At 64.4% G+C, this 15,572-nt stretch carries 13 protein-coding genes and 1 pseudogene; 3 read left to right on the forward strand and 11 right to left on the reverse strand.

Going from position 1 to position 15,572, the window contains the following annotated elements; all coding sequences use genetic code 11:
• Window positions 1–65: 65 nt before the first annotated feature.
• Window positions 66–965: a MurR/RpiR family transcriptional regulator gene (locus EH240_RS00510; protein ID WP_124995461.1), complete on the reverse strand. Its 900-nt coding sequence runs from the start codon at window positions 963–965 to the stop codon at window positions 66–68.
• 538 nt (window positions 966–1,503) lie between these two features.
• Here EH240_RS00510 and EH240_RS00520 point away from each other — a divergent pair.
• Entirely contained in the window at window positions 1,504–2,688 is a 1,185-nt protein-coding gene (locus EH240_RS00520; RefSeq protein WP_124995462.1) for a Gfo/Idh/MocA family protein, read from the forward strand.
• A gap of 6 nt (window positions 2,689–2,694) precedes the next feature.
• Here EH240_RS00520 and EH240_RS00525 read toward each other — a convergent pair whose 3' ends face one another.
• A complete protein-coding gene (locus tag EH240_RS00525; RefSeq protein ID WP_124995463.1) occupies window positions 2,695–3,342 on the reverse strand; it encodes a TetR/AcrR family transcriptional regulator in 648 nt (215 codons plus the stop codon).
• 201 nt (window positions 3,343–3,543) lie between these two features.
• On the opposite strand from EH240_RS00525, the gene EH240_RS00530 reads away from it, so the two are divergent.
• Entirely contained in the window at window positions 3,544–4,203 is a 660-nt protein-coding gene (locus EH240_RS00530; protein ID WP_245435803.1) for a class I SAM-dependent methyltransferase, read from the forward strand.
• Window positions 4,204–4,301: 98 nt separating this feature from the next.
• Here EH240_RS00530 and EH240_RS00535 read toward each other — a convergent pair whose 3' ends face one another.
• Complete coding sequence (locus EH240_RS00535; protein WP_124995465.1) at window positions 4,302–4,865, reverse strand: cupin domain-containing protein; 564 nt, start codon at window positions 4,863–4,865, stop codon at window positions 4,302–4,304.
• Between the two features lie 666 nt (window positions 4,866–5,531).
• Here EH240_RS00535 and EH240_RS00545 point away from each other — a divergent pair.
• Window positions 5,532–5,966, forward strand: a complete 435-nt coding sequence (locus EH240_RS00545; protein WP_124995467.1) for a hypothetical protein — start codon at window positions 5,532–5,534, stop codon at window positions 5,964–5,966.
• A 285-nt stretch (window positions 5,967–6,251) separates the two neighbouring features.
• Here the strand turns inward: EH240_RS00545 and EH240_RS00555 are convergent, their stop codons facing one another.
• The 8 genes and pseudogenes from EH240_RS00555 to EH240_RS00590 form a co-directional block, all read right to left on the reverse strand.
• A complete protein-coding gene (locus EH240_RS00555) occupies window positions 6,252–7,442 on the reverse strand; it encodes an NADH-quinone oxidoreductase subunit D (protein ID WP_124995469.1) in 1,191 nt (396 codons plus the stop codon).
• Between the two features lie 74 nt (window positions 7,443–7,516).
• Window positions 7,517–7,942, reverse strand: a complete 426-nt coding sequence (locus EH240_RS00560) for a hypothetical protein (RefSeq protein ID WP_124995470.1) — start codon at window positions 7,940–7,942, stop codon at window positions 7,517–7,519.
• 117 nt (window positions 7,943–8,059) lie between these two features.
• Window positions 8,060–9,667: an FGGY-family carbohydrate kinase gene (locus EH240_RS00565; protein ID WP_124995471.1), complete on the reverse strand. Its 1,608-nt coding sequence runs from the start codon at window positions 9,665–9,667 to the stop codon at window positions 8,060–8,062.
• 137 nt (window positions 9,668–9,804) lie between these two features.
• A pseudogene (locus tag EH240_RS00570) lies at window positions 9,805–10,532 on the reverse strand (SDR family oxidoreductase).
• A 106-nt stretch (window positions 10,533–10,638) separates the two neighbouring features.
• Complete coding sequence (locus EH240_RS00575) at window positions 10,639–11,523, reverse strand: helix-turn-helix domain-containing protein (protein ID WP_124995472.1); 885 nt, start codon at window positions 11,521–11,523, stop codon at window positions 10,639–10,641.
• 173 nt (window positions 11,524–11,696) lie between these two features.
• Window positions 11,697–12,647: an ABC transporter permease gene (locus EH240_RS00580; protein WP_124995473.1), complete on the reverse strand. Its 951-nt coding sequence runs from the start codon at window positions 12,645–12,647 to the stop codon at window positions 11,697–11,699.
• Window positions 12,648–12,702: 55 nt separating this feature from the next.
• Entirely contained in the window at window positions 12,703–14,184 is a 1,482-nt protein-coding gene (locus EH240_RS00585; RefSeq protein WP_167483884.1) for a sugar ABC transporter ATP-binding protein, read from the reverse strand.
• A 73-nt stretch (window positions 14,185–14,257) separates the two neighbouring features.
• Complete coding sequence (locus tag EH240_RS00590) at window positions 14,258–15,370, reverse strand: sugar ABC transporter substrate-binding protein (RefSeq protein ID WP_124995475.1); 1,113 nt, start codon at window positions 15,368–15,370, stop codon at window positions 14,258–14,260.
• Window positions 15,371–15,572: the final 202 nt, after the last annotated feature.

Consider the following 15,572-nt stretch of genomic DNA (forward strand, 5'->3'; position numbering starts at 1 on the left):
CTCCCGGAACAAAGTTTCTATTTTTTCAAATATGGAACGACAGTTCCTGATAGTCAATCGCGCCGTCAGCCTGTCCGGCGTGCGACGACGCCGTGGACCAAAGCCATGCCGACCGCGAGCGAGGCGGCAAGCGAGCGGAAACCTGCGAAGTCGGACTCGACCACTTCGAGCCAGGTGTCGGAGAGCTTCACCAGCGGCGAGAAGGTGCTGTCGGTGATGGTGACGATGCGCGCTCCGCGCTCATGCGCGACGGCGACCAGGTCTGGCGTGATCGAGTTATAGGGGCTGAAGGAGACGGCAAGTACCGCGTCGCGCCGGCTTATGCAGCCGACCTGGTCGAGAGCGGTCGAGCCGACATTGTCGACCAGCACATTGCGTACGCCCTGTTGCGACAGCGTCAGCGACAGATAGGTGGTGACGGGGAAGGCGCGCTTGCTGCCGATGACGTAAATCAGCTCGGCTCCTGCCAGCAGGTCGACCATCTTTTCGAAGCTGTCGATGTCGAAGCCGCTGCCGATGCGGCCGAGCGAGGCCTGCGAGGCGCCGACCATACCGTTGAGAAAGTGCAGGTTGGCGTTGGGTTCGGCCGCCGGCTCCTGGTTGTCCTGCTGGCGTCCCTCCGGCCAGGAGCCTTTCATATGGTCCTTGAACAGGCCCTGGAAATCGGAAAAGCCGGCATAGCCGAAGATCTGCGCGAAGCGCACCAGCGTCGAGGGCTGCACGCCGGCCTGGTCGGCCACCTGCGCGATGGTGCCGAGCGCGACGTCGCTCGGATGCTGCCACAGGAAGATGGCGACCTGGCGCAACCGCTTCGGAAAATGCACGGTGCCGGACGAGAGCACGGCGCGCAGTTCTTCATAGGTCTGCGGCTTGGTGTAGCCAAGCGCTGCCAGCGAACGGCCCTGTTTGCGGGGAGCGCTCTCGCCGGTGCCGGCCCGCCCGGGTGAGGTTCGCGCGCCGCTCATGGGATGGGCCTTTGAGCTATCGCGTATGAATGGACCCAAACTCGTGGTCGAGACCACGAATCGTCGAAGTCGGCGCTGCCCCTCATCGCCCTGTCGGGCACTTCTCCCCGTATAGTGACGGGGAGAAGGGGGCTGGCTGCAGCCCCGGCGCCCTTCCTGCAACGCTGGCGATTGACGAAACCGGCGATGAGAGCACCCCTCTCCCCGTCACTATACGGGGAGTGCCTGCCGGTCCACCCTCCGCAGCTGCAGCGCAGCTGCTGCGGAGGACGGGCAGGCAGGTGGGGGGCAGCGCCGGCGCCCGGGAAAAAGAGCGAACTCAAAACCTGAAGCGATTGTCCTGCTTCCATAGCCTCGGTGAGCCGACCGGCAGTCATGCGACGCTTCATCGCCCGAACTCTCCTCCCGTTTTCGCGCAAGGCTAGTGCGGCACGATCGTTTTACAAAACAAAATTTGGAAAGACTGTTCGAAATTGGCGGGGAGACCCCTATAGTCCTGCGCTGCCAATGACAGCCATCCGGGAGGAAAAAACGAACCATGGTCGATGCAACCGCCGACGGAACCTCGCGCAAACGCTTGTCGGTCGGCATGGTCGGAGGCGGCCGCAACGCCTTCATCGGTGCCGTGCACCGGCTGGCCATGCGGCTCGACGACCAGATTTCGCTGGTCGCGGGAGCGCTGTCCTCCGATCCCGAAAATGCGGCTGCTTCGGCGGCGGAGATCGGCATCGCGCCTGAGCGCAGCTATGCCGACTATCGTGCCATGGCGAAAGCCGAAGCGGCGCGGCCGGACGGCATCGAGGCGGTGGTCATCGTCACGCCCAACCATCTGCATGCGCCGATCGCCACCGCGTTCCTTGAAGCGGGCATCGACGTCATCTGCGACAAGCCGCTGTCGACGACGCTTGCCGAGGCCGAAGCGCTGGTGGCGCTGACCAAAGCCAGGAAGCGCCGCTTCGTCGTCACCCTCAACAACACCGGCTACGCCATGGTGCGCCAGGCGCGCGAGATGGTGGCGGCGGGCGCGCTCGGCCGTATCGTTTCCGTGCATGGCGCCTATATCCAGGACTGGCTGACCAAGCCGATCGACGCCGAGGGCCAGAAGCAGGCGGAATGGCGCACCGACCCGGCGCGCGCCGGGCAGTCGGCGGTGCTCGCCGACATCGGCGTCCACGCCTTCAACCTAGCGAGCTTCATCCCAGGCTTCGAGGCCGAGGCGGTCTCGGCCGACCTGTTCACGGCGGTGCCGAGACGGCGGCTCGACGACAATGCGCATGTCATGGTGCGCTGGACGGGCGGCGCGCGCGGCACGATCCTCGCCAGCCAGACCTCGCCCGGTCATTACAACGACCTCTCGGTGAGGGTCTATGGCGACAAGGCCGGGCTCGAATGGTCGGGCACGCGGCCGGAGGAGCTGCGTTTCTCGCCCTATGGGGAGGAGACGCGCACGCTGGTGCGCGGCGGCCACGGATCGACGGCGGAAGCCCGGCGCATCTCGCGCATGCCGGCCGCGCATCCGGAAGGCTATATCGAGGCCTTCGCCAATTTCTACCGCGACGCCGCCGACATCATCCGCACGCATCGTTCGGGCGAAGCGGTCGATGCCGCGCGCGCGGCCCAGGTGCCCGATGTGGTCGACGGCGCGCGAGGTGTGAAGTTCGTTGCGGCGGCGGTTGAGTCGAATAAAGCCGGCGGGGCGTGGACGCCGGCGCGATTTGGATGAGCTCGATCAGCCCCGGTCTTTGAGATTCGATCGATGCGCACCGCGATTTGTAGTCGGATGATCGCCGGACCGGCGGCCACCGCTGAAGGATGAAAGCCCGTCGAGCACCAGGCTTTTGAACATGGCGTCAACCGTGGACGGCGGCAGTCCGGGCTTCCGCTCGAACCACCAGTTCAGAGCCGTAAGGAAGGCGCCGACGATGAACTGCACGACGAAGTCGCGCGGGATGGCATCGTCTTGGAGGGTGGAGGAAAGTTCCTGCCGCACCACCTCCGAAAGGATCAGGCGGATTTCGTTCTCCGTAACGGCGCCGCCTCGCCCGCCAATCATCGTCCGGTAGTGGTCGGCATACCGGGCTGCATGCTCGAACATCGTGGCGCTGAAGCCAAGTGGGTCGTCGTGTGGCACTCCGGCTTTCTCACGCGCGGTGGACTGCGCCTCCCGGAGTTCCTCCCGAAGCATCTGGAAACCGCTCCGCAGAAGATCCTCTTTGCCGGTATAGTGTGCATAAAATGTTGAGCGGCCGACATCGGCTTCGTCGATGATGTCCTGCACAGAGAGGGCCTCGTAGCCCTTTTGCAGCATGAGCGTGAGTAGCGCGTGATGAAGGGCTTTGCGGGTACGGGCGGCTCGGCGATCAATCTCCCGCGGCATGGGTCACTGCTCCTTTACCTGTACCCTCGGTGCCTTTTCCAGGACAGCGCACTCGGATTGTCCACTAGCGGACATTCTGCCTCCATCGTCCGTCGAAGATTCCGGACAGAGGGTGCATTATCATACTGACTGTTTCGAAACTTCACCAGTTGGCAGTCGCTGTAGCTGGCTCTGCGCTGCTGAAGAAAGGACGTGACGAACATGCACCATATGCGAAGCGAAATGGGCACCGCCGGGGCCGCAATCGGCCCGGAAGAAAACAAGGGCATCGGCTTTCCGCGTCTCTACGATCTGCTGGTCCTCCTGCTAACTCGTGGGCGGGATCGGGCCTATCGCGAGGCTGTGCTCGATCTGGCCGGTCTGGCGCCTGGGTTCCAACTGCTGGACGTCGGATGCGGCACCGGCACGCAGGCGATTTCAGCCTGGCGCCGCGTGCAGCCTGGCGGGTCGGTGGTTGGCGTCGACATCTCCGAAAAGATGCTTGCCGCGGCTCGCCGCAAGGCCAGTCAGGCGGGCCTCGACATCGCGTTTCATCATGCCGATGCAGCCGCCCTGCCGTTCGAGGACGGACGCTTTGATGTAGTCACTTTCACGACGGTGCTGCACATGGTGCCGGAAGCAAGGCGCAGCCTTTGCCTGCGCGAGGCGGCGCGTATTCTGCCACCGGGCGGTCGGCTGTTGCTGGTCGACTATTCAGGCCCCGTGGCCGAGCGCAGGCATCTGTCGGCAAGGCACGGCCTGCATGGCCAATTCGATGTGGCGCGTCTTCGTGGACCGCTGGTGGACGCAGGTTTCGAACGCATCGAGGGCGGCCCACTCAACTGGCTTGGCCTGCATTTCCTACGCGCCGTCAGAGCGTGAATGTCGGAATTGCGGACAAGCCGACTGCGGCGCAGGTGCTGGTGAGGCGCTTCGCCGCCTCCCGCCTATTCCTCGCGGCCGGATGCCGACTGCATCGGTCACGACGCGTCCGGCAGCGCGATGCCTATTCTCGCATTCTCTTCCGGGCTCGCATTCCAGTAGCCATATTTCTCGGCGGTGGCGAGGAAGTGCCGGATCGTCTCGGCCGATGGCGGACCGAGCGGTGGTTCGCCGGAAGCCGGGACCGGCCTGCCGACCTCCCGGAAGAACCGGGCAATCCTCGCAGTGCTGACGATGTTCATGACCGCGGCCTCCTGGCCGATGTTGCGGAAAGCGTGCCTCGCTCCACCCGGCACGTGGAAGACATCGCCGGGTTCGATGCGGATCCATTCGAAGCCGCGGCGGGATTCGGCAAGCCCCTCCAACTCTCCGGAGAGGGTGAGAAACGTCTCGGGATCGTGATGGCTGTGCAGCGGCACCGACACGCCAGGCGGGATGGTGCCCCGCATGACGCAGGGACCGTCGTCATCGGCAGTTGAGCCGATCGCCGCAAGCGGCGTCAGAAACTGAATCGTCGGGCCCTGGATCTCGATCATCTCGGTAGCGCGCACATCGACGAGATGTGCAGTCTCCTGCTGATGTTCTTGCAACGGATTATGCATTGGACATCTCCTTCTTCGGCGATCTGGCGACCTTCAACCGTCGGTTCCGCCAGCATTTCGGCGCGAGGCACTTCGGAAGTGCGCAGGGAGCAATGCCGGAAGGCACTTCTGGTGCCTGACCGTCCGGCCCGATGATCGGCCGCCGGCGGCCTAGCCGGCCGCACGGTTTCGTGTCGACCGATCGCCCGCTCCCGAGTGCTTGGGCGGCACATCGTTCTCATCCGGATTGGGGACGGGTTCCTCGTCCGGCAGCCTCTCCGGATCCGGTTCGCGCATCGGCTTCGGGTCGGGAAACGGTGGCGGCGTGGGGACCGGCGTTGGTGTCGGGTCGGGATTGGGGAGAATGGCCATAAAATCATTCCCTCGTTGCGCTGGCGAGCTGTCGGCGCGATGCGGTTTCCGGCAACCGGATATCTGCTCGACCAGAACATGATGGATAGGCCGCCGCATCCGGTGCTTCATCGACACCTGATTGGCCGGCGGCTGACGCTGGCAGAACGGTCACGAGGGGGGATGGTTCCACATCGATATCTGCGCATTTCGGCGGCGCAGGGCATGAATGGCGATCAAATGATTTCCTGTCGTCCATTTCGCCCTTGCCGGCGCCATGCAGCGCCTTAGTTCCGTTGCGGGGCGGGTGATCATCTGCCGACATAGGAGGCGGCCTTGAAGCATCAAACCGTAGACCAACTCAATGCCGTTGCCGACGTTCATGCTGAAGCAGCGGTTCTCATAGCCAGTCGAGGCCAACGTCTCGAACGCTGGGCGCAACTTCTCGAGCAGGATCCCGGCCGGCGCCTCGTGGCGCTTGCTGGCACCGAATACGCCACTCCAGACGTGCGCGAAAGAATGCGTTCCACCGGATCGCCGATCACTGTCGCCTTCGAAGACCCGATCTTTCGTGCTCAGGGCCTGAAGGACGACACTTACGGCGAAGCGAAGCGCTTCTTCGAACTCAGTGACTGGCAATTGCACGAGGTCGTCTGCCATTGCCATGTCGGCGCCAATCTGCCGGCACGCTGGGCAGCGTCCCGCGTCCGCGCGGCCATCACTCCAGGCTCAGGCATCCTTGCCTGGCTGAGAGCGGTGTTCATGCACTGAAGCGATTTGCCGCGGTTCATGGAGCCGCGGCAAGTTCAATCCCGGACTTTGTCGGAGACGGGGGAATTGCCTGTTCTCGCCGCCGTCGACAGCTAGAGCGGTTCACCGTTTCACGGAAACGCCGAACCGCTCTACCCTTTGTTTTCACGCAATTCCGGACGGAAGGCTGCGGCGAAGTCGCCGAGCCTAACCGCTACGCACTTTTCCCGGAATTGCTCTTTCTGCTAACGCAATTCCGGACGGAAAACCGCTACGCACTTTTCCTGGAATGCTCTTAGCCACCAGTCAGCGATCGATCTCGCCGAAGACGATATCCAGCGATCCTATGATGGCTGCGACATCGGCGATCATGTGCCCGCGCGACAGGAAGTCCATCGCCTGGAGATGGGCGAAGGACGGCGCGCGTATCTTGCAGCGGTACGGAACATTGCTGCCATTCGAGACCAGATAGACGCCGAATTCGCCCTTGGGAGCTTCCACCGCGGCGTAGACCTCGCCAGGCGGCACCCTGTGCCCTTCGGTGTAGAGCTTGAAATGGTGGATCGTCGCTTCCATCGAGCGCTTCATGGTGGCGCGCGTCGGCGGCGTGATCTTCTGGTTGGGCACGGCGACGGGTCCCGCGCCATCGGCCGAGCGCAGCTTTTCCAGGCACTGCCTCATGATCCGCACCGACTGGCGCATCTCTTCCATGCGCACGAGATAGCGGTCGTAGCAGTCGCCGTTCTTGCCGATCGGAATGTCGAAATCCATCTCGGGATAGCACTCATAGGGCTGCGCCTTGCGCAAGTCCCAGGCGGCGCCAGAGCCGCGCACCATCGGGCCGGAGAACCCCCAGGCCCAGGCATCATCCTGTCCGATTACGCCGACGTCGACATTGCGTTGCTTGAAGATGCGGTTTTCAGTCAGCAGTTCATCGAGGTTGTCCAAAGCTTTCAGGAACGGATCGCAAAAGTTCCAGATGTCGTCGAGAAGCTTCGGCGGCAGATCCTGGTGCACGCCGCCGACCCTGAAATAGTTCGCATGCATGCGGGCGCCGGACGCGCGTTCGTAGAAGACCATCAGCTTCTCGCGCTCGGCGAAGCCCCAGAGCGGCGGCGTCAGCGCGCCGATATCCATCGCCTGGGTGGTGACGTTGAGCAGATGCGACAGCAGCCGGCCGATCTCGCAGAACAGGACGCGGATGAGCTGCCCGCGCCGGGGAACCGATATTTTGAGCAGCTTCTCGGCGGCGAGGCAGAAGGCGTGCTCCTGGTTCATCGGCGCCACATAGTCGAGCCGGTCGAAATAGGGCAGGGCCTGCAGGTAGTTCTTGTATTCGATCAGCTTCTCGGTGCCGCGGTGGAGCAGGCCGATATGCGGATCGGCGCGGTCGACGACCTCGCCGTCCAGTTCCAGCACCAGCCTGAGCACGCCGTGCGCGGAGGGGTGTTGCGGTCCGAAGTTGAGCGTGAAGTTGCGGACTGCGGTTTCGGCCATGGCGGCCCCTTCGCGGGATCTGGTTCTATCTTGGCCGGCGCCGGGTTCCGATCAGCGGCGCTTGGCGGCGCCGGTCATGTCGTCGTCTGGATGATCAGCGTCAGCGTACCGTCGCCATCGATGTTGGCGGCGACGACTTGCGAGGAATTCAGTCCGTTCGCTCGCAGGACCGATACCGCCTCAGGCGAGTCATCGATCGACTTCTGCAATTTCGCCAAGTCCTTCGCGGTCGTCCTGGTGACCACTGCTTCCGCCTGTGTCTTCACTTCAGCGGGTAAGTCCTCCATCGCAACCACCACCACGTTGGTGAAGCGCTGCCCCTGACTTTCCGGATCGGGTTGCGCCTGATTCGGCTGTGGCTGATCGGGTTGCGCCTGGTCAAGCGAGGGCCCCTGTGCCGGAGGCAGGGCCTGAGGCGGCTGCGGGTCCGCCCGTTGGGCGCACACCGGCTGTGCCAGTGCCAGGGCCGAAAGCATGAGGACCATCGTCAATGTCCGCATCGTCTTTCCTCCATGTCTCGAAGTCTGACGACACAACCCCTCTGCCGGGCGATGGTTCCCGGCGGAGGGGCATAACGGTTCGTGCCAGGCAGCCGCTTTTCAGCGCCCGATGGAGCCTCAGGCAGACAGCACCGACAGCGCCGCGGCCTGCAGGCGCTCGAACGCTTCAAAGCGCCTGTTGTGCCAGGCTGCAAGCGAAGGGTTGGGCGAATAGACCTCGCCCACTTCCGACATGGCGGACATGGCCGCGGGAAGGTCCGCGTGGCGTCCGGCGGCCACGGCGCCGAGCATCGCCGAGCCGAGCAGCACCGGCTCGGGAGAGGTCGGCGCGTAGACCACCTTGCCGGTCGCGTCGGCAATGAGCTGCCGCACCAGCGGGCTCTGTCCCGCGCCGCCGCTGATGGCGATGGTGTCGATCCCGATGCCGCAGGCGCGCATGGCCTCGAGGATCTGTTTTGCGCCATAGCCGAGGCCGCAGAGGCCGGCGAGATAGAGCGCGACGAGACTGTCGCCGCCGGTCGCCATGTCCAGCCCGGCGATCAGCGCGCGGGCGTCGGAATTGGCCAGGGGAGCGCGGTTGCCGAGAAATTCGGGAACGACATGCAGGCCGGCGATCAGCCTGTCCGCCCTGGCCGCGCCGCCGCGCCGTTCCGCCTCCTGCGCCAGCCATTGGCTGAGGCTTTGGCCGTTTCGCGCCACGATCCCGGCAAGCTCCACGGCGGCAGGATGCATGCCGACCAGGCGATCGATGGCGGCACCCGCAGCCGACTGCCCGCCTTCGTTCAGCCACAGGCCCGGCACCATGGCGGAAAAATAAGGCCCCCACACGCCAGGCACGAAGGCCGCCTGCTCGGTCGTCGTCATGGTGCAGGCCGAGGTGCCGAAGACATAGGCCATGCGCGTCGTCACGTCGCCGGCGCCGCCGCGCGCGCCGACCGAGCCGATGCCACCGGCATGGGCGTCTATCATGCCGGCCGCGACGGGCGTTCCAGGCGAGAGGCCGAGCTCAGCCGCCGCCGCCTTCGTCAAGCCGCTGGAAAGAGCCGTGCCGGGCGCCACGATCTCGGTGCCGATCCGCGCAAATTTCTCGTCTGCGAGCGCGCCCAATCCTATTTTGCGGAAATAGGCGTCGTCCCAGCGCGCCTCATGCGCAAGATAGGTCCATTTGCAGGTCACCGTGCAGGTCGAGCGCGCCAGGCTGCCGGTGGCCTTCCAGGTGAGGAAATCGGCGAGGTCCATGAATTGCCACGCCGCGGCGAAGGTCGGCGGCATGTTCTCGGCTAGCCACAAGAGTTTCGGCGTCTCCATCTCGGGCGAGATGGTGCCGCCGACATAACGCAGCACCTCCTCGCCGGTGTCGTTGATCCTGCGCGCCTGCTCGGTGGCGCGGTGATCCATCCAGACGATGATGTTGCGCTCCGGATCTCCCGACGGGCTGACCGTCAACGGCGCGCCCTGCGGCCCAAGAACGACAAGCGAGCAGGTGGCGTCGAAGCCGATGCCATGCACCGACTGCGATGAAATACCGGCGAGCGACACGGCCTCGCGGACGGTGGCCGCGACGGCGCGCCAGATGTCGTTGCTCGATTGCTCGACGATATGGCCTTCGGCGTGCCAGACGGCGATGTCGGCCTTGGCGGATGCGAGCAGCGCGCCCGCTTCGTCGAAGACGCCGGCACGGGCGCTGCCGGTGCCGATGTCGATGCCGATGAAATGGCTACTCATGACTTCAGATCCTTCGCCCGATCCGTCCGGTTCCTCAGAGCAGTTCAGCGTTCGATGTTCCGCTGAACTGCTCTAACTATGTTGTTTTTCGCGCAATTCCGGACGGAAAACCGCTACGCACTTTTCCTGGAATTGCTCTATAGGTCATTGCTTTGCGGCAGGATGACAAGGTCGCGAATGGTGATGTTGCGCGGCCTGGTCAGCATGAACATGACGGCTTCCGCCACCTCAACCGGCTGCATCAGTCCGCCGGCGGCAAGCTCCTGCTCGAGCTTGTCCTTCGGCCAGTCCTTGATGAGCGCGGTGACCACCGGACCTGGTGCCACGGCGCCGACACGCAAGCCGTATTTGGCGACCTGTCTTCTGACAGTGTGGACGAAAGCCTGAACCGCGTGCTTGGAGGCGGTGTAGATCGGCTCCCATACGATGGCACCAGGCCGGCGATCGAGCTGGTCATGACGATGTCGCCCGTCTTGCGCTCGACCATATGCGGCAGCACGGCCCGGATGGAGCGGAAGGCGGCATTGACGTTGAGGTTCAGCATGCGGTCCCAGGCATCGGGGTCGCCACTCGCCACCTCGCCGCCGATATAGGCGCCGGCATTGGCGTGGAAGATATCGAGCCGGCCGGCGCGATCGAGGATTTCCGGCATCATGCGGGCGGCATCGGCGGCATCCGTCAGATCGACGCGCAAGGGGATCGCCGCCTTGCCAAGCCCCTCGCAGGCGGCACGCAGCGCTTCTTCGTCCCGGTCGACCAGCACCACGCGCGCGCCTTCCGAGACCATCATGCGGGCGCATTCAAGCCCGATGCCGGAGGCCGCTCCGGTGACCGCGGCGACCTTGTCGATCAGTTTCTGAGCCATGCGTTCCTCGTCTTCCTATCCATGTTGACAGACCCGTGGTGCAGGCAAAGCCTTACCTCGCCGGGAACGGCTTGCCCGGCCACATCTCGATGCAGCCGTCTGTCGTCTAGGCCGCCTTCGCCAGGTTGATGTTGTGCAGTGTCAGCCGCCGGAAATGCGAGGGCGTCATGCCCTTTTCGGCGAGGAACTGCCGGTTGAAGTTGGAAAGGGTGTTGTAGCCGACCTCGAAGCAAATGCTGGTGATCGAGGCCTGCTCGTCGCTCATCAGCATCTGGCAGGCCAGGTTGATGCGCAGCCGCTTCACATACTGCACCAAAGTCATGCCGGTGTGCTGGCGGAAGGCGCGGGAAAAGACGCTGGGCGACTGGTCGGCGATGGCGGCCAGGTCCGTCTCGCTGAAGGGCTGGGTGAGGTTCTCGCGCAGATAGGCAAGCGCCTTGTTGATGCCGGCCGACATGTAGCCCGACGGGTCCGGCAGATAGCTTGCGCTGGCGAGCATTTGCGCGCCCTCGGCGCGGCTGAGCAGGCCCATCATCATCATGAATAGCTCGATGCGGCGCACCCCTTGCGAATTCATGATCTCCTCCATCAGCGGCGCGAGCTGCCGGCTGGTCTGCCGGCTGAACAGCACGCCTCGGCGCGAGGCTTCGAGCACCGGCGTCAGCGCCGCGAGCTCGGGGAAGGTGTTGATGGCGCCGTCGATGAAGCCCTCGTTGAACTGGATGATGCGGCAGCGCAGCGGCACCGTCGCGTCCTTCGGCACATCGCTCACCCAGTTGTGCGGCAGGTTGGGGCCAGTCAGCACTAGATTGCCCGGCTCGAACTCGCCGATGAAGTCGCCGACGAAATAGCGGCCGCGCGTGGCGACGATGAGGTGCAACTCGTACTCCGGATGGAAATGCCAGCGCACCGTGCGGAACGGATAGCCGTGCGACCAAGCCGTGAACGACTCGCCCGGCCTGATCTGCACAACCTCGAGATCAGGTTTCATCGCGGTTCCTCCCGTTTAGAAGCCTTTAACGCCATCGCCTCATCGATGCGCCATCTGCTATCGGCCTCATGCCATCCAAACTACTGAGCCGACAAAATCGGCGCCACCATGTTCCCGTCCCATCATTGGTACTTTTTTGACTATCCTGAGCCTCCGCGGCATTGAACGGCGCCTCAAACGATGCCGCGCTCCTCGCTCCTGATGCGGAAGGCGTCGACGGCGATCGCGAGCAGGATCATCGCGCCGCCGATCATCTGGATATAGTAGGCCGAGACATTGATGAGCTGAAGGCCGGTCTGGATGACGGTGATGAGCAGCGTGCCGCCGAGCATGCCGATGACGCGGCCGCGCCCGCCGAACAGCGAGACGCCGCCGATGACGGGTGCTGCCACGGCATAGAGCAGCGTCGTGCTGCCGACGGTGACGCTGACGCCGCCGAGATAGGAGGTGTAGAGGAAGCCGGCGAGTCCGGCAAGAAAGCCGGAAGCGATGAAGGCGCCGAGTCTCGCGCGCTTGACGTTGATGCCGGCGGCATTCGCCGCCCGGCGGTTGCCGCCGGTGGCGTAAAGGTTGCGGCCCCAGGCCGAATAGGCAAGCACGATATGGGCCAGCAGATAGGCGACGAACAGCGCGATCGGCATCACCGGCCAATTGCCGATGGTGGCGCTGCCTATGTAGCTGTACCCTTCATCGGTGACGACCATTGTGCGCGCCTGCGTGGCGCCAAGCACCGCGCCCTGCAGGAAAAGCCCCATCGCCAGCGTCGCGATCAGCGAGTTCATGCGCAGATAGGCGACGAAGTAGCCGTTGAGCAGGCCGACGAGGACGCCTGCGGCGATGGTGATGAGGACGGCCAGCGTCCAGTGGACGCCGAACTGCTGCATGGCGTAGGCGCCGACCATGCTGGAGAAGACGAGATTGCCGACCACCGACAGATCGATCTCGCCGATCAAAAGCGTGAAAGAGACCGCCAGCACCAGCACGCCCAGCGTGGTCGCCTGCACCAGCACATTCTGCAGATTGCCTTCCGAAAGGAAGAACGGGTTGAGGAAGCCGGCGAGGATGCTGAACACGACGATCAGGATCCAGACCACATTGTCGAGAAGGAATTTCTTGCTGGCCATTTCCTATACTGCCCCTGTCATCGCGCCGTTCTCGCTTCGGCGGTCGCATCGATGGTTATCTCGGCGCCCTGAGCGTTCGCGCGATCCGGCCCTTGGAGAAGATCACCACGCGGTCGACGAGGCGCTGCATCTCCTCCGGGTCCTGCGCCAGCAGCAGCACGCTGACGCCCTTCCTGGTCGCATCGTCAATCAGGCGGTGGATCTGTTCCTTGGCGGCGACGTCGACGCCGACGGTCGGCTCGTCGAGCAGGAGCAGCCTCGGCTTGCGTTCCAGCAGCCGGCCGAGCAGCACCTTCTGCTGGTTGCCGCCCGACAATTCGCCGATCTCCTGGCTGCCGCCGCCCATGACGATATCCATGGCGCCGCGCGCCTCGCGCATGCGGCGGTTCATGCCGGCGCCGCTCACCAGCCAGCCGAGCGACCGCGGCCAGTTGCCGAGGTTGAGGTTCTCCGTCACCGACATCGAGCCGACCAGGCCCTCGCCGATGCGGTCGTGGGTGAGATAGGCGACGCCCGATCCGAGGCTCTGCCCCGGCGAGCCGAGGCGCGCCTGGCGGCCATCGATGACAACAGCGCCGGCTTCAATGGGCAGCAGGCCGCCCATCGCCCGCATCAGCTCCTGCGGCCCTTCGCCAAGCAGGCCGACCAGGCCGACGATCTCGCCGCGGCCGATCGTGAGATCGACCGGCCCGCCGCCTGCAAAGACAAGCCCGCTGAGCTCGATTGCCGCGGGGTGGTCCTCGCGAATTCGGTGGAATTCGGTGACGTCGGCACCGGTGATGACGCGTGCCATGGCGTCGGCCGACAGCTCCGCCGCCTTGCCGCCGGCGGTGACCTTGCCATCGCGCAGCACCGTGTATTCCGAACAGAGCTGCCGCACTTCGTCATTGTGGTGCGAGATGTAGATGAAGGACGTGCCTCTTTCGGTGAGGCTCTCGACCCACTCCAGAAGGTGCAGCCGTTCTGCTGCCGCCAAGCCCGCCGTCGGCTCATCGAGTATGATCAGTGAGGCTTCGGCCGCCACCGCCTTGATGATGGCGAGCCTTCGCCGGTCGCTGGCGCCGAGATCGCCGGCGCGCCGCCTCGGGTCGACCGGCATGCCGTGGCTTTCGAGCAGGCTCCCCGCCAGGCGATGCAGCGCGGGCCAGGTGGTCAGGCCAAGGCGCCTCGGCAGATCGGGCAGCAAGAGGTTCTCGCCGATCGAGAGGTCCTCGAAGATCTCCGAATGCTGCGACAGAAGATGGAGCCCGCGCTTCTTGCGCGCCGTCAGCGGCAGGGCCGACACGTCCTCGCCGTTCAACAGGACGGTACCGCCGTCATGGCGCAAAAGGCCGGCGATGATGTTGGACAGCGTCGACTTGCCGGCGCCGTTCTTGCCGAGCAGGCCATGGATCGCGCCTTTCGTGACGGTCAGCGAGACGTCGTCCAACACCGCAAGCGGGCCGAAGCGCTTGAAGACGTTGTCGACGGTCAGAACAGCGTCGGCGCTGTCCGGCACAAGACTATCGGGCACGATCGTGCCGTCGGCGATGACCATTGGAATAACCGGTAATCTCGAAATGGGGTGGGAACGCGACGGCGCGTCCCCACCCTTCTGGTCGGCTGAAATATCAGCCGGCGTTCTGCTGCATCTTCCAAACCTGGGTGACGACATTCGCCCAATGGCGCGGATCGTCGGCGTTTTCCTTGGTGAGGAAGTAGGGCGGGATGGTGAGCAGCGGGCCGGACGGGCTGTCGGCGATCGTGCCCTTCTCCCAGAAATACTTCTTGTTCTCGTAAGGCCCGGTCGGAACCGGCTTGCCCTTCAGCGTGTATTCTTCCAGCAGGTCGACGACGATCTCGACATAGGCGATCGGGTCCTGCGCGATATCGGCGTCGATCTCGCCGGCCTTCACCCATTCCAGCGCGTTCGGCGAGGCGTCGATGCTGGTCAGGATGATGTGCTTCTCATGGCCGACCGGGAACAGTCGTTTCTGCGTTTCGAGCGCCTTGCGCGCATCGACGACGAAGATGTCGGTCGGCATGTGGATGGCGTCGAGGTCCGGCCGTTCGCGCAGCGTCGCCGAGACCACGGCGAGCGCCTGCTCATGCTGGTTGTTCTGCGGCCGCGAGATGATCTCGATGTCGGGGTACTTGCTCTTCAGCGTGTCCTCGAAACCATCCTTGCGGTCGCGCAACGCGACGGCCGTCAGCGAGCCGTAGTTGTTGAGCACGCTGCCCTTCGGCGAGCCGTGTTTCTTGGTGAGCAGCTCGGCGGTCTTTTCCGCCGCCATGACGCCCGACTGCTTGTTGTCGAAGGTAACCGAAGCGGCCACCTCGCCGCCGGTGAGTACGGTATCGACCATGCCGAGCGGCACGCCGAGCGACTTCGCCTTCTTGCTCAGCGGGATGAGCAGCTCCGAGTCCAGCGCGTCGGAAATGAGGTAGCGGGGTCGCTGCAGCAGAAGGCTGTTCCAGTCGTTGACCTGCGCGTTGGCATCGCCATTGGCGTCCTTGCCGACGAACTCCAGGCCGAGGCCTTCGACCTTGCGCTTCAGCGCCTCCTGCAGCACGACGAAGAAGAAGAAACCGAGATAGCCGGTCTCCCAGGCCACAATCTTGGAGGCCGCGCCCTGCGCCGCGGCGCGCTCGCCTCCCGCCAGCAACAGGCCGCCGGCGGCCGCTGCCGCGCCCTGCAAAAGCATGCGACGGTTCATCGTAAAGCTCTTGGTCTCGCAACCCATGTCTCGCTCCCTGAAATGGTTGGAATCCTTTGCCGGCGCGACTTTCCACCAAGTCGCTCGGCGGGGCACGCGACCCCGGACATCTGCCGGAACGTCTCCTCCCCCGGCGATCTGATGTCGATTTCAGGCTAGGCGGGTGCTGTGCGGCCAGCCACCACGTTCCAAGGCAGGTGTTAGTATTTTTTTGATTCCGCACGGGAAA

Source organism: Mesorhizobium tamadayense, assembly GCF_003863365.1.
Classification (GTDB): domain Bacteria; phylum Pseudomonadota; class Alphaproteobacteria; order Rhizobiales; family Rhizobiaceae; genus Mesorhizobium; species Mesorhizobium tamadayense.